The sequence below is a fragment of the Nocardioides luteus genome (assembly GCF_000960475.2).
GTDB classification, from domain to species: Bacteria; Actinomycetota; Actinomycetes; order Propionibacteriales; family Nocardioidaceae; genus Nocardioides; species Nocardioides luteus_A.
On the sequence record NZ_JZDQ02000010.1, the window covers coordinates 75,718 to 96,371 of the forward strand.

Consider the following 20,654-nt stretch of genomic DNA (forward strand, 5'->3'; position numbering starts at 1 on the left):
TGAACCCAGGAGGGCCGCTCGCGTCGTCGCGAGCGGCCCTCCTGGCGTACGACGCTCCTATCCTCGGCCGCTGAGACCCATCCGGCGGGCCAGCGGCCGAGCGAGCTGGGGTGCGTACTGGTGCGACATGTGGGTGTCGTCGTAGTGGGTGATCGTGTCGCCGACGACGGCGGGGCAGGAGCCGTCCCAGCAGAAGTAGGAGCTCATGTCGACGACGTCGACACCGACCTTCTTCGCTGCCCGGACCTGCACGTCGATCGATCTCTCCCGTTCCTCGTCCGTGCCCAGCAGGCAGTCACCCAGCGTGGCGCCGGGCCGGGACAGGCAGGTGCCGGCGTTGGAGTCGAAGGCCTGGATGTCGCGGATCAGCACCGTACGGCCGGTGTGCTTCTCCACCTTGCGCAGGAAGCGGGTGTAGGCCGGGCGCATCAGCTCGTCGACGCGGCGGGTGTCGCCGACCCAGGTGCCGTCCTTGTCGAACACGCCCTGGATGGGTGGTGCGGTGGAGACGACGGTCAGGTCGGGGTCGATGCGCTTGAACTGCTTGAAGGCCCACCGGTTGAAGTCGTCGCACTCGGTGTAGGGGTCCTTCTCCTCGCCGCGGTCGGTCGTGATCGAGGCGGAGACGCAGCGGTTCTTGACGAGGAAGTAGACGCGGAAGCCGTGCTTCTTCGCGACCCGGTTCAGCGTCGGCACCCAGTGCAGGGCGTGGGAGTTGCCGAAGACCACCATCGTCTTCTCGCCGTCGGGGTCGCCGTCGACGCACAGGTCGCGCTCGGTGTCGTCGGTGTAGTCGCAGCGGGTCCGGTGCGGTTTGAGCGAGTCGAGCTCGGTGAGCGCCGGCCGCAGCTTCGTCGGGATCGGGGTGTCATCGCGCGCGGCGAGCACGGAGGCCCGTACCAGCGCCTCGCGCCTGTCCAGCGACGGATCGGCCGCGGGCGCGTCGGCGAGGGTGACCGCCGGCTGGTAGGAGCCGCGGGTGGCCTCGAAGTCGGCGTAGGCGGTGCCGCCGAACGCGATGGCCGCCACCAGCGCGATGCTGACCGGGTAGAAGGTCAGGGCACGCCGGGTCGGCCGCCAGAGCGTCCCTTCGCGGAACGGCGCCTCGACGAGCCGGAAGGAGACGTACGCCAGGACGAACGCACCCGCGACGGCCAGACCGCGCTCGGGCCAGGTGAGCTCACGCTGGAGGGCGATCTCGGGAACCACCAGGAGCGGCCAGTGCCACAGGTAGAGCGAGAAGGACCAGTCGCCGATCGCCCGCATCGGCGGCACCGACAGCAGGCGGGCACCGAGCGTCGTCTCGCCCGACGGCAGGGCGCCGGCGAGGATGACGGCCGCGGAGCCGAGGACCGGAAGGGCGGCGTGGTAGCCGGGGAACGGAGTGGAGTCGTCGTAGGCGAGGCAGGCGAGGAGGATCGCGGCCAGACCGGCCAGGACGAGCACCTCGCGTGCCCAGCGGGCAGCGGCGAGCCGCTGCATCACCCGGCCGCTGGTGACCAGGATCGCCAGCGCCGCGCCGATCCCGAGCTCCCAGGCACGGGTGAGCGAGGAGAAGTAGGCCGCGGTGGCCTCCCCGGGGGTGTGCACGACCGACCAGGCCAGGCTCGCGACGGTGATGAGCGCGATCGCGGCGAGCAGCAGACGGCGAGCTCGGGCCGATCCTGGCTCGCCACGTCGTGTCGCGCCGATCCTGGTCGCCAGGACGACGCAGATCAGTGCGACGAGCGGCCAGACCAGGTAGAACTGCTCCTCGACGGCCAGCGACCAGAAGTGCTGGACCGGTGAGGGCGGCAGCTCGGCCTGGAAGTAGTCGGTGCCGGAGATGGTCATCCGGATGTTGGCGGCGAACGCGGAGGCCCACACGGCGTCGACGGCGAGCGGGGCGACCTGGGCCGGGCCCAGCAGGAGCACCGCGGCGACCACGGTGGCCGCGAGGGTGAGGGTGGCGGCCGGGAGGATGCGCCGGGCCCTGCGCGCGTAGAACCGTCTCAGGGATACCCGCCCCGTGCGGCCGAGCTCACCGACGAGCTGCTGGGTGATGAGGAAGCCGGAGATGACGAAGAAGACGTCGACCCCGACGAAACCTCCGGCGAACCAGGAGACGCCCGCGTGGGCGGCCAGGACGGTCAGGATGGCGATGGCGCGTAAGCCCTGGAGGTCGCCACGCAGTCGCTTCGCCGGAGGTTTCGAATCGGTCGTGTGGTGGGCCGGACGGGGGACCTGGAGGTCATGAGACATAGGCGGACGAGGCTACCGAGTCCACCGCCGCGTATCCCAGATTTCGACGGTGGGTCACGTCTCAGCTCTGGTCGGGGGCGAGGAGGCCCAGGACGGTCCGGATCTCCTCGGCCGTGGTCTGCCACGACGTCACGAACCGGACCTGGCCGTCGAGGGTGTGGAAGAGCACCCCGGCGGCCTCCAGGCGGTCGGCCGTCTCCTCGGGGAGGTCGACCCAGGCGAGGTTGGCGTCGACCGAGTTGGTGATGCGTACGCCTGCCGCCCGGAGGCCGGCGGCGAGCTCGGCCATCCGCTCGTTGGCGTTGCGGGCGTTGCGGAGCCAGAGGCCGTCGGTGAGGTAGGCCAGCAGCTGGGCCGACTGGTAGCGCATCTTCGAGGTGACGTGCCCGCTGCGCTTGGTGCGGTAGACGAGCTCGTCGGCGGGGGCATCGGTGAAGCAGACGATCGCCTCGGCCGAGAGGGCGCCGTTCTTCGTCGCGCCCAGCGAGAGTACGTCGACGCCGGCCCGCCAGCTGAGGTCGGCCGGGGTGGCGCCGGTGGCCACGACGGCGTTCGCGAAGCGGGCCCCGTCCAGGTGCACCCGCAGGTCGCGGGTCTTGGCGATCGCGGTGAGTTCGGCGATCTCCGCGACGGAGTAGACCGTGCCGTAGTCGGACGGTGAGGTCAGCGAGAGGACGGCCGGCTGGGAGTGGTGCGGGTCGCCCCAACGTACGCCGTCGAGGTGGGCCTGCAGCGCCTCGGGCGCCATCTTGTAGTCGTCGCCCGCGATGCCCGTCATCACCGCGCCGCCGCTGAGGAAGGAGGTGGCACCGCCCTCGCTGCCCATGATGTGCGCGGTCTCGTGGCACACCACCGAGCCCCAGGGCGGGGTCATCGCGGAGAGGGAGAGGGCGTTGGCCGCGGTGCCGCTGAGCACCGGGAAGACGCGGGCGGAGGGGTGCTCGAAGACCTCGCGCACGCGGTCCTGGAGCGCGGCGGTCACCTCGTCGCCTCCGTAGGCGAGCGCGGAGCCGGAGTTGACGGCGGCCATCGCCTCCAGGATCGCGGGGGAGACGGCGGCGGCGTTGTCAGAGCGTAGTTCGACGGTCACGGCCCCATTCTGGCGTGCCGCTGGGCGTACGCCTCGATGCCGTCGAGCAGGAGGCCGAAGCCGAGCTCGAAGAGCTCGTCGATGTCCATGTCGTAGCCGTCGGCGAGCAGGGCGGTCGGGCCGAAGAGGCGGGCCATGTGCGGGAAGGCGCTCCGGAAGGAGTCGTTGCCGAAGTGGGGCACGTACTGGCGGTCGGTCCACTCCTCGGCCGAGACACCGGTCAGCGACATGGCCTCGTCCTCGCGCTCGATGTTCGCCGCCAGCCCGGCGACGTGGTTGTAGAGCAGCACGTGCATGTCGAACTGGGTCTTCGGTGGCAGCCCGAGGCCCTCGAGGGCGCCGAGCAGGCGGTCGCCGAAGCGGAGCAGGTTGGGCAGCAGCATCGGGCGGGTCAGCGGCTGCGTGCGGCCCAGCCACGGGTGGTCGCGGTGGAGCCGCCACAGCTCGCGGCCGAGCGACTCGGCCCGCTCGCGCCACGGCGCGTCGGGGTCCAGGGCGAACGGCGAAGCCGCGTAGACCGAGTCGGCCATCGCCGCGACCAGCTCGTCCTTGCCCTCCACGAAGCGGTAGAGCGACATCGGCGCGACGCCGCAGCGTCCGGCCACCGCACGCATGGAGACCGCGTCGAGTCCCTCGGCATCGGCGATCGCCACGGCCTCGGCGAGGATCTGACGGCGGGTGAGCGCCGTGGCCGCGGGGCCGCGTGCGGTGTCGGCGCGCGGCGCGACCACGGTGCCGGAGCGGGGGCGGGTGATCACCAGGCCGCCGGCCCGGAGCACGTCGAGCGCCTTCGTCGCGGTCGCGAGCGCGACGCCGAACTCCTGGGCGATCTGGCGGGTCGAGGGCACCTTGTCGCCAGGCGCGATCTCGGCCTGGTCGATGCGCCGGGTCAGCTCGGCGGCGATGCGGACGTACGTCGGTTCGGTCGAGCCGGCCACGGTGGCCTCCTTCGTCTCTGTGCTAGGACAGATTCTAACTGGACGTTCACTGTGCTAGTCCAGATGCATATGTGTATTGCCAGGTCAGAGCCACATTCGCTACGGTCTTGACCGACACAGATATACACCGTATCGGAAGGCTTACCTCATGACCACCGTTCTCATCTCCGGCGCCAGTGTCGCCGGCACCGCTCTCGCCTTCTGGCTCCGCGAGCAGGGCCTGACCCCTGTCGTCGTCGAGCGGGCGCCCGCGCTACGACGGGGCGGCCAGGCCGTCGACGTACGCGGCGCCGCGCTCACCGTCCTGCGCCGGATGGGGCTCGAAGCGCAGGCCCGGGCGTTGAGGAACGAGTCCCTCGGCATGAACATGCTCGACGCCGACGGCAACGAGCTGATGCGCTCGGAGGAGTTCGCGCTCTCCTCGGGGCAGCTCGACTCCGAGGACATCGAGATCCTCCGTGAGGACCTCGTCGACCTCGTCCATGCGCGTCTCGACGGGGTCGAGCACCTCTTCGGCGACTCGATCACCGCGATCCGTGAGGACGCCGACGGCGTGCTGGTCGAGTTCGAGCACGCCGGCCCGCGCCGCTTCGACCTCGTCGTCGGCGCCGACGGTCTCCACTCCAACACCCGCCGCCTCGTCTTCGGCCCCGAGGCCGACTACATCCACCACCTCGGCACCTACCTGTCGGTGTTCAGCCAGCCCAACTTCCTCGGCATGGACCGCTGGCAGACCTGGATCAACAACGGTCGCGACGGTGGTGCGGTGATGACCGTGCGCGACAACCAGGAGCTGCGGATCTTCCTGGGCTTCGCGGCTGACCCCATCGACTACGACCATCGCGACATCGAGGCGCAGAAGCGGCTCGTGGCCGAGCACCTGACCGGCTTCGGGTGGGAGGTGCCCCAGCTCGTCGAGCGGATGTGGACCGCCGAGGACTTCTACTTCGACTCGATGGCCCAGATCACGATGGACGCCTGGTCCCGCGGCCGCACCGTCCTCCTCGGCGACGCCGCCCACTGCGCCGCCCCGCTCTCGGGTCAGGGCACCAGCCTCGCGCTCGTCGGCGCCTACGTGCTCGCCCTCGAGCTCGGGCGTGCCGGTGACCATGCCGAGGCGTACCTTCGCTACGAGAAGCGGATGCGGCCCTTCGTCGAGGCCAACCAGGAGCTCGCCCTCATCGACCGCCAGACGGTCGACCCCGAGGAGTCGACGCGTCGGCTGGATGCCGTCAAGAGTTTGATCGAGCTGGATGCGGTCGGCTAGAAGGCGGGTAACACGTTGTTCGTAGGACTGCTCGCCCTATCTAATGGGGCGAGCAGTCCTACGAACGACGTGTTACAGGCCGGGCGGCGCGTCGGAAGGCTGAGATTTATCCCGTACGTACGCGATATATCGCTATGACAGAATGGCGGCTGTGACGACGCTGAGTGTGCTGGACGAGGTGACCTGGGCGGGGCTGCCGGTGGCCGGCGAGCGGACCCGGGCGCTGTTGCGCGCCCTCGTCGAGGCCGGTCCGCGGGGTGCGTCCGAGGAGGCCCTGGTCGAGGAGATCTGGGGTCTCGACGACGTTCCCGCCAACCCGTCCAAGGCGCTCCAGGTGGTCGTCTCCCGAGCCCGGACGGCCACCGCGGCCGACGCGATCGAACGTACGCCACGGGGCTACCGCCTCGGCCTCGGCCCCGGCGAGGTCGACGCCTGGTCGCTGCGCCCGGAGGCACTGAGGCTGGCCGCGGAGAAGCGCTATGCCGAGGCGCTCCCGCTGCTCGAGCGGCTGGACCGCCTCGACCCCGGCGAGGAGGTCACCGAGGCGCTGCTCCGGGCGGTCGCGGCGGTGCACGGCGTGCCGGCGGCGCTGGAGCGCTTCGAGAGCTACCGGTCCGGGCTGGCCGAGGGGCTCGGTGTCGACCCGAGCCCGCGGCTGCGGGCGGTCCACGCCGAGCTGCTCGCCCGCGACCGGCCGGTGCGCTCGGGGCTGCGCCACGACACCGACGTGCTGATCGGGCGCGAGCAGGACACCGCCGAGGTCTCCGCCCTGCTGAAGAGCTCGCGGGTGGTCACGATCCTCGGCCCCGGCGGGCTCGGCAAGACCAGCCTCGCCCAGGTGATCGCCCACGACGCCGAGCAGCCGGTCGTCCACTTCGTCGAGCTGGTCGGCGTGACCGCCCCCGACGACCTGGTCAGCGAGGTCGGCTCGGCGCTCGGCGTCCGCGACTCGATCGCCGGGCGCGACCGGCTCACCCCCGAGCAGCGGGCCGACGTGCGCTCGCGGATCGCGCAGCAGCTCGACGGTGTGCCCACCCTGCTCGTGCTCGACAACTGCGAGCACATCGTGGCCGCCGTCGCCGACCTGGTCGCCTTCCTGGTCGCGACCGTCCGCGACCTGACCGTGCTGACCACCTCCCGCAGCCCGCTCGCCGTCGGGGCGGAGCGGGTCTACCCGCTCGGCCGGCTCGGGACGTACGACGGCAGCGAGCTGTTCCGCCGCCGCGCGGTCGCGGCGCGACCGGGTGTCCACCTCGACGAGGGGCGGGTCGACGAGATCGTGACCCGGCTCGACGGTCTGCCGCTGGCGATCGAGCTGGCCGCGGTCAAGGTGCGGGCGATGTCGGTCGAGGACATCGCCCGGCGGCTGGAGAACCGGTTCGAGCTGCTGCGCGGCGGTGACCGCAACGCGCCCGACCGTCATCAGACCCTGGTCGCGGTCATCGACTGGTCCTGGAACCTCCTCGCCGAGCGCGAGCGGCGGGCGATGCGCTGGCTCTCGGTCTTCCACGACGGGTTCACCCTCGCGGCCGCCGAGGCGATGCTCGGCGCCGACACGTTCGCCGCGATCGAGGAGCTCGTCGACCAGTCCCTGCTGACGGTCGTCGATGCACCGCTGGGCTTCCGCTACCGCATGCTCGAGACCGTCCGCGAGTTCGGCCGGATGCAGCTGATCGCCGCCGGGGAGGAGGTCGCGGCCCGCGCGGCGCAGCGGACCTGGGCCGCCGACTACGCCGACACGAGCGCCGGTCGGATCTACTCCTCGGAGCAGTTCGACGCCATGGACGAGCTGCGCGCGGAGGAGAGCAACCTCGCCGACATCCTGCGCCAGGTCCTGGCCGACGACGACGCCGAGTCGGTCATCCGGCTCTTCTGTGCGCTGGGGGTCTTCTGGACCATCGCGGGCGAGCACCAGCGGGTGATCATGCTCGCCGGACCGGTCGGCGATCTGCTCGCCGAGTGGGAGCCGCCGGCGGAGATGCTGGAGAAGACCCGGCTCGTGCTGGCACTGCTTCTCTTCGGTGTCGCCGTCACCGGCGGCTCGGGCCTGCAGCGGCTGATGACGACCCTCGACCGGATCGGCGCGGAGGCCGCCGACCCGCAGCTGCGGGTGATGCTCAAGGTGATGCGGGCGATGGCAGCCAGCGTCGCCCGGACGGGTGTGGGCGAGCCCGGCCGGCGGCTCGAGGACGAGCTGACGGACCTGATCACCGACCCCGATCCCGAGGTGCGCGCTCGTGCCTACACCTTCCTCAGCCACGAACGGGAGAACCTCGGTGACCCCGAGGGCGCGCTGGCCGCGGGGCAGGAGGCGCTGCGCCTCACCGGCACCGGCGGCGGACTCTGGCCGCGCGCGATGCTGCACGCCCAGCTCAGTGGCCTCTACGCCCAGGTCGGCCGTCTCGGCGAGGCCGCGGACCATGCCCGCGAGGCCGTCCCGGTCCTGCGCCGCCTCGGTGCCGACGACGACCTCGTCCAGACCCACGCGATCCTGGTGGCGTACGCCGTGGAGCGGGGCCGCCTCGAGGAGGCCGCCGAGATCCTCGCCGAGCTCTCCGAGGAGCAGCCCCGCGGCGGCTTCGGCTCCCGGGGCGCGGTCCACGGCGCCCGTGCCCAGCTCCTCCTCGCCCAGGGGAGGACCGGGGAAGGCCTGGCGCTGCTGCGTGACGTGGTGGCGACGATGGGTGAGCTGCCGTTCCCCGGGTTCACCGACGACCCCGACCTGGTGCCGTGGCGGGTCGCGGCGGAGGCGGTCGCCGTGGTCAGCTGCGCCCGGCACGGCGAGGGCACCGACGGTGCCGACCTCTTCGCCGTCCTGATCGACAAGGCCCCGCGCCTGGTCGCCGAGGAGCGCAGATCCCAGGACTATCCCGTCACCGGCATGCTGCTGCTCGCGCTCGGCGTCTGGGGTCTGCTGCGCGAGGCGCTGCCGCGGGAGGAGTCGGTGCGGCTGATGGTGCTGGGCGACCGGTTCGGCTACTCCCGCTCCTTCCTCGACATGCGCTGGGAGCTCGCGGTCGCCGATGCGGAGCGGCTCGCGCCCGGCGTACTCGAACGCGTCTCGCAGGAGTACGGCGAACGCCGCGGGCTCGCCCTGCTGGACGAGGCCCGCGGCGTCATCGCGCGCGTGGCTCCTGGCAGCTAGAGCTTCTTGCTGTAGCTCCACACCGAGATCGGCGCGAAGATCGCGACGACCACGACGCACCCGACCAGCGCCCACACGACACTCAGGGTGAGGTCGCCGGCGTTCATCAGGTCGCGGGTGGCGTTGATTACCAGCGTGACCGGATTGACGTCGACGAAGTGCTGCAGCCAGCTCGGCATGGTCTCCTTCGGCACGAACGCGGGGGAGAGGAAGGTCAGCGGGAACATGATCATCATGCCCAGCCCCTGCACTCCGCCCGCGGTCTTCAGGACCGTGCCGAGCCAGGTGAAGATCCAGCTCAGCGACCAGCCGGCGAAGATGGTCAGCGCCCAGCCGGCGAGCACGCCGCCGACGCCGCCACCGGGGCGGTAGCCCATCAGCAGGCCGACCAGGATCGTCAGCGTCGCCGCGATCCCGTAGCGGAGCAGGTCGGCGACGGCCGGCCCGGCCAGCGGCGCGATCCGGGCGATCGGGAGCGCCTTGAACCGGTCGAAGACGCCCTTGTCCATGTCCTCGCGCAGCTGGGTGCCGCGGGCCATCGAGGCGGTCAGCGCGGTCTGGGCGAGGATGCCGGTGATGATGGTGGGCAGGTACGCCTTCACGTCACCGGAGATCGCGCCGCCGAAGATGTAGGCGAACATCGCCGTGAACAGCAGCGGCTGGATCGTGACGTCGAAGAACTGCTCGGGGTTGCGCATCATCTTGATCAGTGCGCGCCGGGCCATGGTGAACGTCTGGGCGATCGTCTCGCCGACGCCGGGGTGGGTCTTGAGCGGGCGGTCGGCGACGGCGTACGTCGAGATCAGTGCAGCCATCTCAGGCCACCTCCTCGGTGCGGATGTCGGTGCGGATGTCGGTGCGGTCGGGGTTCTCCGGGTTCTCGGTGCCGTGGCCGGTCAGGGCGAGGAAGACCTCGTCCAGGGTCGGCTGCTGCACGTTGGCGGTGGTGATCGAGATGCCGGCGTGGCGCAGGCCGATCAGCACGTCGGCGGCCCGGTCGGCATCGGCCAGCGGTACGTTGACGCCGCCCGCCTCGGGAGTGAGCACGGGGCGCTCGCCGGTGACCTTCTCGACCACGGCCGCGGCGGTGGCGACCTGCGCCTTGTCGCTCAGGCGCAGGTGCAGGGTGGAGTTGCCCACGGAGGTCTTGAGCTCCTCCGAGGTGCCCTCGGCGACCTTGACGCCGCGGTCGATGACCGCGATCCGGTCGGCGAGTTGGTCGGCCTCGTCGAGGTACTGCGTGGTCAGCAGGACGGTGGAGCCGCCGGCCACGAGCGTACGGATGGTGTCCCACATCTGGCCGCGGGTGCGCGGGTCCAGGCCGGTGGTCGGCTCGTCCAGGAAGATCAGCGGCGGGCGGGACAGCAGCGAGGCGGCCAGATCGAGGCGCCGGCGCATGCCGCCGGAGAACTTCGAGATCTGCCGCTTGGCGGCCTCCTGGAGCCCGAAGGACTCCAGCAGCTCCTCCGAGGCGGCCCGGGCATCCTTGCCGGACATGCCCAGCAGGCGGCCGAAGAGGACCAGGTTCTCGGTGGCGGTGAGGTTCTCGTCGACGGAGGCGTACTGCCCCGTCACGCCGACGAGCTGACGCACCTGGTGGGGGTGCGCCTTGACGTCGACCCCGAAGATCTCCGCCTTGCCGGCGTCGATCGGGAGCAGGGTCGCGAGCATCTTGAGGGTCGTGGTCTTGCCGGCGCCGTTGGGGCCCAGCACGCCGAAGACCTCGCCGCGGCGGATCTCGAGGTCGATCCCGTCGACCGCGGTGAAGTCGCCGAAGGTCTTGACCAGACCTGAGGCCGATACGGCCAGTTCGGTGGTGGTTGTCATGCTTCCACGGTGAGGGGTGCCGGTTTCACGGCGCCTTCACGACGGTTTCACGATCGACGAGCGGGTGTCAGCGGGCGGCGTCGAGCCGGGCGAGGACGTCGTCGAGGTCGTCGCCGACCACCAGCGTCTCGGCGGGGGAGCCGTGCAGGAACCCCGCCTCGGCGATACGCTCCATCATCTCCACGAGCGGGTCCCAGAACCCGTTGATGTTGAGGAGACCGACCGGCTTGCCGTGCAGCGACAGGGTCTGCCAGGTCCACACCTCGAAGAGCTCCTCGAGGGTGCCGATCCCGCCGGGAAGGGCGAGGAACGCCTCGGCGCGCTCGGCCATCATGGCCTTGCGCTCGTGCATGGTGTCGACCACGACCGTCTGCATCCCCGGCGCGCCTTCGACGCGACCCCATTCACGCTCGACCATGAATCGCGGGATCACGCCGAAGACCCTGCCGTTGGCGTCGATGGCACCCTGGGAGATCTGGCCCATGAGGCCGCCGCCACCGGCGCCGTAGACCAGCTCGATGCCGCGCTCGGCCAATCCCGCGCCGACCTCGTAGGCCGACTCCCCGAGCGCCGGGTCGTTGCCGTCGCGGGAGCCGAGAAAGACCGCCAGGTGCTTGATCATGCGGCGAAGGTTAGCCCTCTCAGGAGATCTCCTGGTCGGTCAACGCGCGGAACTGCCGATAGACGTCGTCATCGCCGGTGACGGTGATGCCGGCGTCGTCACGCCGGCGCCAGAGCCAGGCGTCGAGGTCGTCCGCCGTGCCCTCGACCACCGCGTCCGGCTCGGTGCCCGGCGGGATGGAGCCGGCTGCCGCCACCTTGATGTCGGGCTCGTTCTCGAGCCTGTCGCCGTCGGGCCTGGTGCCGCTGAACAGGCCGATCTCGACCCAGGTCCGGGTGTCGGTGTCGGTGTCGGTGGCGTCGATGCGTACGAACTGGTTCTTGCCCTCGAAGCTGCCCCAGGTCGGCTTGCCGCCGTAGAAGAGGTCGAGGATCTCGTCGACGCCATCGGCGGCGAGGGCCGGGTCCAGCGGCGTCACGGTGCCGGCGGTGAGCTCGGCGTCGAGACGGTGGATGAGGATCTCGTGGGCCTGGCGCCGGTAGGTGAATCCGGCGGTCTGGTCCTGCGACCAGGACCAGGCGGGCTCCTCGGGCGCGATCTGCTCCAGGGTCTTGATGAAGCGGGCGTTGACCTCGTCGAAGTAGGCGAGAAGTTCCTCGTACGTCGCGTCCGCGGGCTTTTCCCGCTCGGTGTAGGTCTCGTCGGTCGGCTCGGCCGGCCTGGTCTCGAGGACGAAGGTCCAGAAGTGCTGCACCACGCCGGCGACGTGCCACAGCAGGTCGGCGGCGGTCCACTCCGGAGCGCTGGGCACCGTGGCGGTGGGATCCGTGTCCGCGAGCACGGCACGGAAACGCGCCGACTCGGACCGGATGTGGTCGAGGTAGGCGGTGGGGGTGAGGCGAGTCGTCATGGAGCGAACACTAGGCGTCGGCGCCGGAAGCTTTCCTCCGGGTTTCTCCTGGCGCCGTCTCAGCGGGCGAACACGCTTTGCGACATACATGCAGGGTGACGTATGTTCATACACATGACGAAGAAGCGCGTCGCCGTCGCCGGTGCCAGTGGATATGCCGGAGGTGAGCTGCTCAGGCTGCTGCTGGCCCACCCCGAGGTGGAGATCGGCGCCCTGACCGCCGCCTCCAGCGCGGGCAAGACCCTGGGGAGCCTCCAGCCCCACCTGCTCCCGCTCGCCGACCGAGTCCTCGAGCCGACCAACGCCAAGACCCTGGCCGGTCACGACGTCGTCTTCCTGGCGCTGCCGCACGGCGAGTCCGGGGCGATCGCGGCCGGGCTTCCCGACGACGTCGTGGTGATCGACTGCGGCGCCGACTACCGGCTCGCCGACGCCGAGACGTGGACGAAGTTCTACGGCACCGACCACGCCGGCACCTGGCCCTACGGCCTTCCCGAGCTGCCCGGGCAGCGGGCCGCCCTCTCCGCGGCCAACCGGATCGCGGTGCCGGGCTGCTTCCCGACCGTCTCCACCCTGGCGCTGGCCCCGGCCGTGGAGGAAGGCATCGTCGAGCCCGAGGTCGTCGTGGTCGCGGCCACCGGCGCCAGCGGCGCCGGGAAGTCGTCCAAGCCGCACCTGATCGGTGCCGAGCTCATGGGCAACGTGAGCGCCTACGGCGTCGGCGGCGTCCACCGGCACACCCCCGAGATCATCCAGAACCTCTCCGCGCTGGTCGACGGCGAGGTGTCGGTCTCCTTCACCCCGGTCCTGGTGCCGATGCCGCGCGGCATCCTGGCCACCTGCTCGGCCAAGCTCACCGGCGACGTGACGGCTGCCGACGCGCGCGCCGTCTACGAGAAGGCGTACGCGGACGAGCCCTTCGTCCACCTGCTTCCCGAGGGCCAGTGGCCGCAGACGCAGGCGGTGCTCGGCTCCAACGCGGTCCTCCTCCAGGTGGCCGTCGACGAGGCCGCCGGGCGGCTGGTGGTCGTCGGTGCCGAGGACAACCTCGCCAAGGGCACCGCCGGGGGAGCGATCCAGTGCATGAACCTCGCGCTCGGTCTCGAGGAGACCGCCGGGCTGACCACGGTCGGAGTGGCGCCGTGAACCTCGACCTGGAGACCGTCTCGCACGAGCCGGGTCGCCCCGACCCCGCCAAGGCACGCACCCTCGCCGGCGCCCTGCCGTGGCTGAAGGAGTACCACGGCAAGATCGTCGTGGTGAAGTACGGCGGCAACGCCATGACCGACGACAAGCTCAAGCGCGCCTTCGCCGAGGACATCGCGTTCATGCGGTTCGCCGGCTTCAAGCCGGTCGTCGTCCACGGTGGCGGCCCGCAGATCTCCAGCATGCTCGACCGGCTCGGCATCGAGTCCGAGTTCCGCGGCGGGCTGCGGGTGACCACCCCTGAGGCCATGGACGTCGTCCGGATGGTCCTGGTCGGCCAGGTCCAGCGCGAGCTCGTCGGGCTGATCAACGAGCACGGCCCGCTCGCGGTCGGGCTCTCCGGCGAGGACGCCGGGCTCTTCACCGCCGAGCCGGCCAGCACCGTCATCGACGGCGAGGAGATCGACCTCGGCCAGGTCGGCGAGGTCGTCGACGTACTGCCCGCAGCTGTCCTCGACATCATCGAGGCCGGCCGGATCCCGGTGGTCTCCAGCGTCGCCCCGGACGCCGACGGCGTGATCTACAACGTCAACGCCGACCGCGCCGCCTCGGCCCTCGCGATCGCGCTGGAGGCCGAGAAGTTGCTGGTCCTGACCGACGTCGAGGGTCTCTACCTCGACTGGCCCGACCCCGAGGAGGTCATCGGCGAGATCAGCCCGGAGGCCCTCGAAGGCATCCTGCCCGACCTCGCCAGCGGGATGATCCCGAAGATGAGCGCCTGTCTCGAGGCGGTCAAGGGCGGCGTCAAGCGCGCCACCGTCGTCGACGGCCGCGAGCAGCACGCCGTGCTGCTCGAGCTGTTCACCGCCGAGGGAGTCGGCACCCAGGTGCTCCCCGGCGTCTCCACCAAGACCCGCAAGGCAAGGGAGCTGGACCGATGAGCACGACTGTGCCCGATTCTTGGGAGAAGCGCTACGCCGCCTCCCTGATGAACACCTTCGGCGCCCCCAAGCTGGTCCTCACCCGAGGCGAGGGCGCCCACGTGTGGGACGAGAACGGCAAGGAGTACGTCGACCTGCTGGCCGGCATCGCGGTGAACGCCCTGGGCCACGCCCACCCGGCGCTGGTCTCCGCGGTGACCTCCCAGATGGAGACCCTCGGGCACGTCTCCAACTTCTTCACCTCCCACCCGCAGGTCGAGCTGGCCGAGGCGCTGCTCGCCCGGGTCCCCGGGGGCGAGAGCGGCCGGGTCTTCTTCACCAACTCCGGCACGGAGGCCAACGAGGCCGGCTTCAAGCTGACCCGGCGCACCGGCCGCACCCACATCGTGGCCGCCCAGGGCGCGTTCCACGGCCGCTCGATGGGTGCCCTGGCGCTGACCGCCAAGGAGGCCTACCGGGCGCCGTTCGAGCCGCTGCCGGGCGAGGTCACCTTCGTGCCCTACGGCGACGCCTCGGCGCTGGCGGCTGCTGTCACCGACGAGACCGCGGCGATCATCCTCGAGCCGACCCAGGGCGAGGCCGGCGTCATCGTCCCGCCCGCCGACTACCTGGCCGCCGCGCGGGCCGTGGCCGACGAGCACGGCGCGCTGCTGTGGCTCGACGAGATCCAGTCCGGCCTCGGCCGCACCGGCCGCTGGTTCGCCCACGAGACCTCCGGCATCACCGCCGACATCGTCACCCTCGCCAAGGGCCTCGGCGGCGGCTTCCCGATCGGCGCCTGCATCGGTCTGGGCCGGGCGGCGTCGCTCTTCGAGCCCGGCAACCACGGCACCACCTTCGGCGGCAACCCGGTCGCCTGCGCCGCGGGCCTCGCCGTCATCGAGACCATCGAGTCCGAGGGCCTGCTCGAGCACGTCACCGTGCTCGGCCAGAAGCTGCGCGACGGGCTCGCCGCCGACCCGCGGGTCGCCCGTGTCGACGGCGATGGCCTCTTCATCGGCGTGGTCCTGTCCGACCTCGACTCGGGCGCGGTCGCCGCGGCCGCTCTCGAGGCGGGCTTCATCCTCAACAACGCCACCCCCGAGCGGATCCGGATCGTCCCGCCGCTCGTCCTCACCGAGGACGACGCCGAGGCGCTGCTGGCCGCGTGGCCGGCCATCCTCAACCAAGCGGAGGGGACGAGATGACCAGACACTTCCTGCGCGACGATGACCTCAACCCTGCCGAGCAGGCCGAGGTGCTGGCGCTCGCGGCGGCGATGAAGCAGGACCCCTACGCGGCCAAGCCGCTCGCCGGTCCGGTGACCGTGGCCACGATCTACGACAAGCCGACCCTGCGCACGCAGGCGTCGTTCTCCTCCGGGATCGCCGAGCTCGGCGGCCACTCGATGCTCGTCGACGGCCGCCTGGCCGGGATCGGCGAGCGGGAGTCGGTCGCCGACGTCGCCCGGGTGCTCGGCCGGCAGGCGGGCGAGATCGTGTGGCGTACGTTCGCACAGGCCGACCTCGAGGAGATGGCCGCCCACGCCGGCGTCCCGGTCGTCAACGCGCTCACCGACGAGTTCCACCCCTGCCAGCTGCTCGCCGACCTGCAGACGCTGAGGGAGCACAAGGGAACGCTGGCCGGTCTGACCGCGGCGTTCCTCGGCGACGCGGCCTGCAACATGGGCAACTCCTGGGCGCTGGCCGGCGCGATCGCCGGGATGCACGTCCGGTTCGGCGCCCCGGAGGGCTACGCCCCCGACGCGGAGGTGCTGGTCAGGGCGAAGGAGATCGCCGAGGAGACCGGCGGCTCGGTCACCGTGACCTCGGACCCGGTCGCGGCGGCAGCCGGGGCCGACGTACTCATCACCGACACCTGGGTCTCGATGGGCAAGGAGAGCGAGGCGGCCGCCCGGGTCGAGGTGTTCTCGCCCTACGCGCTCACCACCGACCTGCTCGGCCACGCCGACGCCGACGCGGTCGTGCTGCACTGCCTGCCCGCCTACCGCGGCAAGGAGATCGAGGTCGAGGTGCTCGACGGTCCGCGGAGCCTGGTGTGGGACGAGGCCGAGAACCGGCGCCACGCCCAGAAGGCGATCCTGGCGTTCCTGTGGGAGCGACGATGACGGCCAACGAGACTCACCGGCCCGCGACCAAGGGAGCGCGGCAGTCCCTGATCGTCGACATCATCTGGAACACCGAGATCCGGTCGCAGACCGAGCTCTCCGAGGCGCTGCTGGCCCACGGGGTCAACGTCACCCAGGCGACGCTGTCGCGCGATCTGGACGAGCTCGACGCGGTGAAGGTGCGCGCGCCGTCCGGTGCGCTGGTCTACGCGGTTCCCGGCGAGGGCGGTGACCGCACCGCGGTGGCCCCGGGGGAGTCGGCCAGCGGACGCAGCAAGCTCGGCCGACTCGCCCGAGAGCTGTTGGTGAGCGCCGACGGGAGTGCGAACCTGGTGGTGCTGCGTACGCCTGCGGGCGGAGCCCAGTACTTCGCCTCCGCGATCGACCGGGCCGAATATCCCGACATCCTCGGCACCATCGCCGGCGACGACACCGTGCTCGTCATCGGCCGCGAGCCCAAGGGCGGAGCGGCGCTCGTCAGCCGCTTCCTCGACCTCGCCGGCAAGACCACAGACATTCCGTAAGTTTCAGAGCAAGGAGCAACATCTCGTGAGCAAGGTCCTGACCTCCCTTCCCAAGGGTGAGCGCGTCGGCATCGCCTTCTCCGGAGGTCTCGACACCTCCGTGGCGGTCGCCTGGATGCGCGACAAGGGTGCGGTTCCGTGCACCTACACCGCCGACATCGGGCAGTACGACGAGCCCGACATCTCCGGCGTACCGGACCGTGCGATGGCCTACGGCGCGGAGATCGCCCGCGCCATCGACATCAAGCCCCAGCTCGTCGAGGAGGGTCTGGCCGCGCTCGCCTGCGGCGCCTTCCACATCCGCTCCGGCGGCCGTGCCTACTTCAACACGACGCCCTTGGGCCGGGCCGTCACCGGCACGATGCTCGTACGCGCCATGCAGGCCGACAACGTCAACATCTGGGGCGACGGGTCGACCTTCAAGGGCAACGACATCGAGCGGTTCTACCGCTACGGCCTGATGGCCAACCCCGAGCTGCGCATCTACAAGCCCTGGCTCGACGCCGACTTCGTCCACGAGCTCGGTGGCCGCCACGAGATGTCGGAGTGGCTGGTCGCCCACAACCTGCCCTATCGCGACTCCACCGAGAAGGCCTACTCCACCGACGCCAACATCTGGGGCGCCACCCACGAGGCCAAGACCCTCGAGCACCTCGACGTCTCGCTGGAGACCGTCGAGCCGATCATGGGCGTGAAGTTCTGGGACCCCTCGGTCGCCATCGAGACCGAGGACGTCTCCATCTCGTTCGTCGAGGGTCGTCCGGTGGCCATCAACGGCAAGTCCTTCGCCTCTGCCGTCGAGCTGGTCTACGAGGCCAACGCGATCGGCGGCCGCCACGGCCTGGGCATGTCCGACCAGATCGAGAACCGGATCATCGAGGCCAAGTCCCGTGGCATCTACGAGGCGCCCGGCATGGCGCTGCTGTGGGCGGCCTACGAGCGGCTGCTCAACGCGGTGCACAACGAGGACACCATGTCCAACTACTACAACGAGGGCCGCAAGCTCGGCCGGCTGCTCTACGAGGGCCGCTGGCTCGACCCGCAGGCGCTCATGCTGCGCGAGTCGATCCAGCGCTGGATCGCCTCGCTGGTCTCCGGCACCGTCACCCTGCGGCTGCGCCGCGGCGAGGACTACACGATCCTCAACACCGAGGGCTCCCACTTCTCCTACCACCCGGAGAAGCTCTCCATGGAGCGTGTCGAGAACGCCGCCTTCGGCCCCGTCGACCGCATCGGCCAGCTCACCATGCGCAACCTCGACATCGCCGACTCGCGCTCCAAGCTCGAGATCTACGCCGGCCACCCGCTCGACCAGGGCACCGTCCTGGTCGAGAACGGCACCCTCTTCGGTGAGCTGCCCGCGGGCGGCTTCGACCGCATCGCGACCGCCGACGGCAAGCCCGCCGACTCTCTTCCCGCCCAGCCGGCGGTCCTGGACGAGTCGATCCTCGACGAGGCAGCGCTGGAGGCTGGGAACGACTGATGGCGCGCGTCCATCGCAAGTCCGCGCGGGTTCTCCCGGTCAGTGCCGACGGTGAGGTGCTGCTCCTCCAGGACACCGATCCGGGCAACCCCGCGCGTGGCGCCTACTGGACGAGCATCGGTGGCGCCATCGATCCGGGCGAAGACCCACTAGGCGCAGCCGTGCGGGAGCTGTGGGAGGAGGCCGGTGTCCGGGTGTCGCCCGAGACGCTGATCGGCCCAGTCCAGACCCACGAGGACGAGTTCACCTGGAACGGCGTCGACTACAGCGGGTACAACGTCTACTACAGCCTTGCCCTCGATCGTGAGGTCGAGATCAGCTTCGCCAACCTGGAGCCGATCGAGGTCGAGTCGGTGGTCCAAGCTGGCTGGTGGACGCCAGACAAGCTCCGCGCCGAGGGCACCGGAGCTCCCGGTGCACTTCCTGACATCATGGAGATCGCTATCAAAGCCGTACGAGGAGAGTCGTGACCACGCCCGCCAACACCACCAACGAGGGCAAGCTCTGGGGCGGCCGGTTCGCCGGTGGCCCCTCGCCCGAGCTCGAGGCGCTCTCGCGCTCGACGCAGTTCGACTGGCGGCTGGCGCTCTACGACATCGCCGGGTCGCACGCCCACGCCAAGGCGCTGGGGGCGGCCGGGCTGCTCACCGGTGACGAGGAGAACGAGATCCACCGGGGTCTGGACGTCCTCGCCGACCGGTTCACCGCCGGCCGGCTGCTCCCGGCCGAGTCTGACGAGGACGTGCACGGCGCGCTGGAGCGGCTTTTGATCGAGGAGATCGGGCCGGAGATCGGCGGCAAGCTGCGCGCCGGGCGCTCCCGCAACGACCAGATCGCGACCCTCTTCCGCAGCTACCTGCTCGACCACGAGCGGGTGCTGCGAGGACTCGTGCTCGACCTGATCGAGGCGCTCGCCACGCAGGCGGACGAGAACATGGGCGCGATCATGCCGGGACGTACGCATCTTCAGCACGCCCAGCCGGTGCTGCTCTCGCATCACCTGATGGCCCACGCCTGGTCGCTGCTGCGCGACGTCGACCGGCTCAGCGACTGGCAGGCGCGGGTCGTGTGCGACTCGCCCTACGGGTCCGGGGCGCTCGCCGGGCAGTCGCTCGGACTCGACCCCGAGCTGGTGGCCGCCGAGCTCGGCTTCACCGGTTCCAGCGCCAACTCGATCGACGGGACCGCCTCGCGCGACTTCGTCGCTGAGTTCGCCTACGTGTGCGCCCAGATCGGTGTCGACATCAGCCGGATCGCCGAGGAGATCATCCTGTGGGCGACCAAGGAGTTCGACTTCGTCACGCTGCACGACTCCTGGTCGACCGGGTCGTCGATCATGCCGCAGAAGAAGAACCCGGACATCTCCGAGCTCGCCCGCGGCAAGGCCGGACGCCTGGTCGGCAACCTGACCGGGCTGCTGACGACGCTGAAGGCGCTCCCGCTGGCCTACAACCGTGACCTGCAGGAGGACAAGGAGCCGGTCTTCGACTCCCTGGACACCCTCGAGGTGCTGCTCCCGGCCTTCACCGGGCAGGTCGCCACGCTGGTCTACAACACCGAGCGGATGGCCGAGCTCGCCCCGCAGGGCTTCTCGCTGGCCACCGACATCGCCGAGTGGCTGGTCCGGCAGGGCACCCCGTTCCGGATCGCCCACGAGCTCGCCGGTGCCTGCGTCCAGGCGGCGGAGAAGCGAGGCGTGGAGCTGGACGCGCTCACCGACGAGGAGTTCGCGACGATCTCGCCGGCGCTGACTCCGGACGTACGCCTGGTGTTGACGATCGAGGGATCGGTCTCCTCGCGCGACGGTCGTGGCGGCACGGCTCCCGACCGGGTCGCCGAGCAGCTCGTCGAGCTCCGCGCCAAGGCAGCCGGGTTCCGTCCGTCGTAGTGCTGCTCACGGACCTGTTGCACCAGCGCCCCGAGGTGACCGCTCCGCGGCTCCTCGGGGCGACGCTGTCGTTCGACGGGGTCAAGGTGCGGCTCACCGAGGTGGAGGCGTACGCGGCCGACGACCCCGGCTCGCACGCCTTCCGGGGCGAGACGAACCGCAACCGGGTGATGTTCGGGCCGCCGGGACGGCTCTACGTCTACTTCACCTACGGCATGCACTACTGCGCCAACCTCGTCTGCCACCCGGAGGGCGAGCCCGGCGGGATCCTGCTGCGTGCCGGCGAGATCGTCGACGGGATCGAGATCGTGCGGGAACGTCGTGGATCCGTACGCGACGTGGATCTCGCCCGGGGCCCGGCAAGGCTCGCCTCGGCGCTGGGGATCGACCTCAGCATGAACGGGACCAGCGACTTCGAGCTCGATCTGGCTCCGGCCGAGACCTGGGCGGGGATCGAGGTGGCCGCCGGGCCGCGGGTCGGGCTGCGCCTCGCCCCGGAGCGGCCGTGGCGGTTCTGGGTCTCGGGCGACCCGACGGTCTCGCGCTACCGGCCGGCGAAGGCTCTCTGATCCCGTTCCACCGATG

Annotated in this window: 18 protein-coding genes; 11 read left to right on the forward strand and 7 right to left on the reverse strand. The window is 70.8% G+C overall.

Features of this window, described 5'->3' with window-relative positions; genetic code table 11:
- Nucleotides 1-57: 57 nt before the first annotated feature.
- The 3 genes from UG56_RS08855 to UG56_RS08865 form a co-directional block, all read right to left on the reverse strand.
- A complete protein-coding gene (locus UG56_RS08855) occupies nt 58-2,241 on the reverse strand; it encodes an acyltransferase family protein (protein WP_045551148.1) in 2,184 nt (727 codons plus the stop codon).
- Nucleotides 2,242-2,302: 61 nt separating this feature from the next.
- Complete coding sequence (locus tag UG56_RS08860; RefSeq protein ID WP_045551149.1) at nt 2,303-3,331, reverse strand: threonine aldolase family protein; 1,029 nt, start codon at nt 3,329-3,331, stop codon at nt 2,303-2,305.
- Complete coding sequence (locus UG56_RS08865) at nt 3,328-4,269, reverse strand: GntR family transcriptional regulator (RefSeq protein ID WP_071326970.1); 942 nt, start codon at nt 4,267-4,269, stop codon at nt 3,328-3,330. The genes UG56_RS08860 and UG56_RS08865 overlap by 4 nt, the downstream gene beginning before the upstream one ends.
- 148 nt (nt 4,270-4,417) lie before the next feature.
- Between UG56_RS08865 and UG56_RS08870 the strand changes: the two genes are divergently transcribed.
- Together UG56_RS08870 and UG56_RS08875 are read left to right on the forward strand one after the other, a co-directional pair.
- On the forward strand, nt 4,418-5,536 hold the full coding sequence (locus tag UG56_RS08870) for an FAD-dependent monooxygenase (RefSeq protein WP_045552118.1): 1,119 nt from the start codon (nt 4,418-4,420) through the stop codon (nt 5,534-5,536).
- Nucleotides 5,537-5,687: 151 nt separating this feature from the next.
- Nucleotides 5,688-8,681 (forward strand): ATP-binding protein, encoded by a 2,994-nt coding sequence (locus UG56_RS08875; protein WP_218145171.1) that lies wholly within the window; start codon nt 5,688-5,690, stop codon nt 8,679-8,681.
- On the opposite strand, the gene UG56_RS08880 is transcribed toward UG56_RS08875, so the two are convergent.
- The 4 genes from UG56_RS08880 to UG56_RS08895 form a co-directional block, all read right to left on the reverse strand.
- Entirely contained in the window at nt 8,678-9,496 is an 819-nt protein-coding gene (locus tag UG56_RS08880) for an ABC transporter permease (RefSeq protein WP_045549928.1), read from the reverse strand. The genes UG56_RS08875 and UG56_RS08880 overlap by 4 nt on opposite strands.
- Before the next feature lies 1 nt (nt 9,497).
- Entirely contained in the window at nt 9,498-10,508 is a 1,011-nt protein-coding gene (locus tag UG56_RS08885; protein WP_045549929.1) for a daunorubicin resistance protein DrrA family ABC transporter ATP-binding protein, read from the reverse strand.
- A gap of 67 nt (nt 10,509-10,575) precedes the next feature.
- Nucleotides 10,576-11,130 (reverse strand): TIGR00730 family Rossman fold protein, encoded by a 555-nt coding sequence (locus UG56_RS08890; RefSeq protein ID WP_045549930.1) that lies wholly within the window; start codon nt 11,128-11,130, stop codon nt 10,576-10,578.
- Nucleotides 11,131-11,149: 19 nt separating this feature from the next.
- Nucleotides 11,150-11,980, reverse strand: a complete 831-nt coding sequence (locus tag UG56_RS08895; protein ID WP_045549931.1) for a maleylpyruvate isomerase family mycothiol-dependent enzyme — start codon at nt 11,978-11,980, stop codon at nt 11,150-11,152.
- A gap of 114 nt (nt 11,981-12,094) precedes the next feature.
- On the opposite strand from UG56_RS08895, the gene argC reads away from it, so the two are divergent.
- The 9 genes from argC to UG56_RS08940 are packed head-to-tail and all read left to right on the forward strand — an operon-like array spanning nt 12,095 to nt 20,638.
- Nucleotides 12,095-13,126: an N-acetyl-gamma-glutamyl-phosphate reductase gene (argC, locus tag UG56_RS08900; protein WP_045549932.1), complete on the forward strand. Its 1,032-nt coding sequence runs from the start codon at nt 12,095-12,097 to the stop codon at nt 13,124-13,126.
- Nucleotides 13,123-14,067: an acetylglutamate kinase gene (gene argB / locus UG56_RS08905; protein ID WP_045549933.1), complete on the forward strand. Its 945-nt coding sequence runs from the start codon at nt 13,123-13,125 to the stop codon at nt 14,065-14,067. The genes argC and argB overlap by 4 nt, the downstream gene beginning before the upstream one ends.
- Nucleotides 14,064-15,254, forward strand: coding sequence for an acetylornithine transaminase (locus UG56_RS08910; RefSeq protein WP_045549934.1), 1,191 nt, complete (start codon nt 14,064-14,066; stop codon nt 15,252-15,254). Before argB ends, UG56_RS08910 begins: the two co-directional genes overlap by 4 nt.
- Complete coding sequence (argF, locus tag UG56_RS08915; RefSeq protein ID WP_045549935.1) at nt 15,251-16,174, forward strand: ornithine carbamoyltransferase; 924 nt, start codon at nt 15,251-15,253, stop codon at nt 16,172-16,174. Before UG56_RS08910 ends, argF begins: the two co-directional genes overlap by 4 nt.
- On the forward strand, nt 16,171-16,698 hold the full coding sequence (locus UG56_RS08920) for an arginine repressor (RefSeq protein ID WP_045549936.1): 528 nt from the start codon (nt 16,171-16,173) through the stop codon (nt 16,696-16,698). The genes argF and UG56_RS08920 overlap by 4 nt, the downstream gene beginning before the upstream one ends.
- A 25-nt stretch (nt 16,699-16,723) precedes the next feature.
- On the forward strand, nt 16,724-18,181 hold the full coding sequence (argG, locus tag UG56_RS08925; protein ID WP_045549937.1) for an argininosuccinate synthase: 1,458 nt from the start codon (nt 16,724-16,726) through the stop codon (nt 18,179-18,181).
- Nucleotides 18,181-18,651 carry an NUDIX hydrolase gene (locus UG56_RS08930; RefSeq protein ID WP_045549938.1) on the forward strand — a complete coding sequence of 157 codons (471 nt, stop codon included), beginning with the start codon at nt 18,181-18,183 and terminating at the stop codon, nt 18,649-18,651. Before argG ends, UG56_RS08930 begins: the two co-directional genes overlap by 1 nt.
- On the forward strand, nt 18,648-20,069 hold the full coding sequence (gene argH / locus UG56_RS08935; protein ID WP_045549939.1) for an argininosuccinate lyase: 1,422 nt from the start codon (nt 18,648-18,650) through the stop codon (nt 20,067-20,069). The genes UG56_RS08930 and argH overlap by 4 nt, the downstream gene beginning before the upstream one ends.
- Complete coding sequence (locus UG56_RS08940; RefSeq protein WP_045549940.1) at nt 20,069-20,638, forward strand: DNA-3-methyladenine glycosylase; 570 nt, start codon at nt 20,069-20,071, stop codon at nt 20,636-20,638. Before argH ends, UG56_RS08940 begins: the two co-directional genes overlap by 1 nt.
- Nucleotides 20,639-20,654: the final 16 nt, after the last annotated feature.

What these genes read in the sequence shown, in the direction of transcription:
- UG56_RS08855 (WP_045551148.1), bottom strand. Translation starts at nt 2,241, where the DNA reads ATGTCTCATGACCTCCAGGTCCCCCGTCCGGCCCACCACACGACCGAT.
- UG56_RS08870 (WP_045552118.1), top strand. Translation starts at nt 4,418, where the DNA reads ATGACCACCGTTCTCATCTCCGGCGCCAGTGTCGCCGGCACCGCTCTC.
- UG56_RS08880 (WP_045549928.1), bottom strand. Translation starts at nt 9,496, where the DNA reads ATGGCTGCACTGATCTCGACGTACGCCGTCGCCGACCGCCCGCTCAAG.
- UG56_RS08885 (WP_045549929.1), bottom strand. Translation starts at nt 10,508, where the DNA reads ATGACAACCACCACCGAACTGGCCGTATCGGCCTCAGGTCTGGTCAAG.
- UG56_RS08890 (WP_045549930.1), bottom strand. Translation starts at nt 11,130, where the DNA reads ATGATCAAGCACCTGGCGGTCTTTCTCGGCTCCCGCGACGGCAACGAC.
- UG56_RS08895 (WP_045549931.1), bottom strand. Translation starts at nt 11,980, where the DNA reads ATGACGACTCGCCTCACCCCCACCGCCTACCTCGACCACATCCGGTCC.
- argC (WP_045549932.1), top strand. Translation starts at nt 12,095, where the DNA reads ATGACGAAGAAGCGCGTCGCCGTCGCCGGTGCCAGTGGATATGCCGGA.
- UG56_RS08910 (WP_045549934.1), top strand. Translation starts at nt 14,064, where the DNA reads ATGAGCACGACTGTGCCCGATTCTTGGGAGAAGCGCTACGCCGCCTCC.
- argF (WP_045549935.1), top strand. Translation starts at nt 15,251, where the DNA reads ATGACCAGACACTTCCTGCGCGACGATGACCTCAACCCTGCCGAGCAG.
- UG56_RS08920 (WP_045549936.1), top strand. Translation starts at nt 16,171, where the DNA reads ATGACGGCCAACGAGACTCACCGGCCCGCGACCAAGGGAGCGCGGCAG.
- UG56_RS08930 (WP_045549938.1), top strand. Translation starts at nt 18,181, where the DNA reads ATGGCGCGCGTCCATCGCAAGTCCGCGCGGGTTCTCCCGGTCAGTGCC.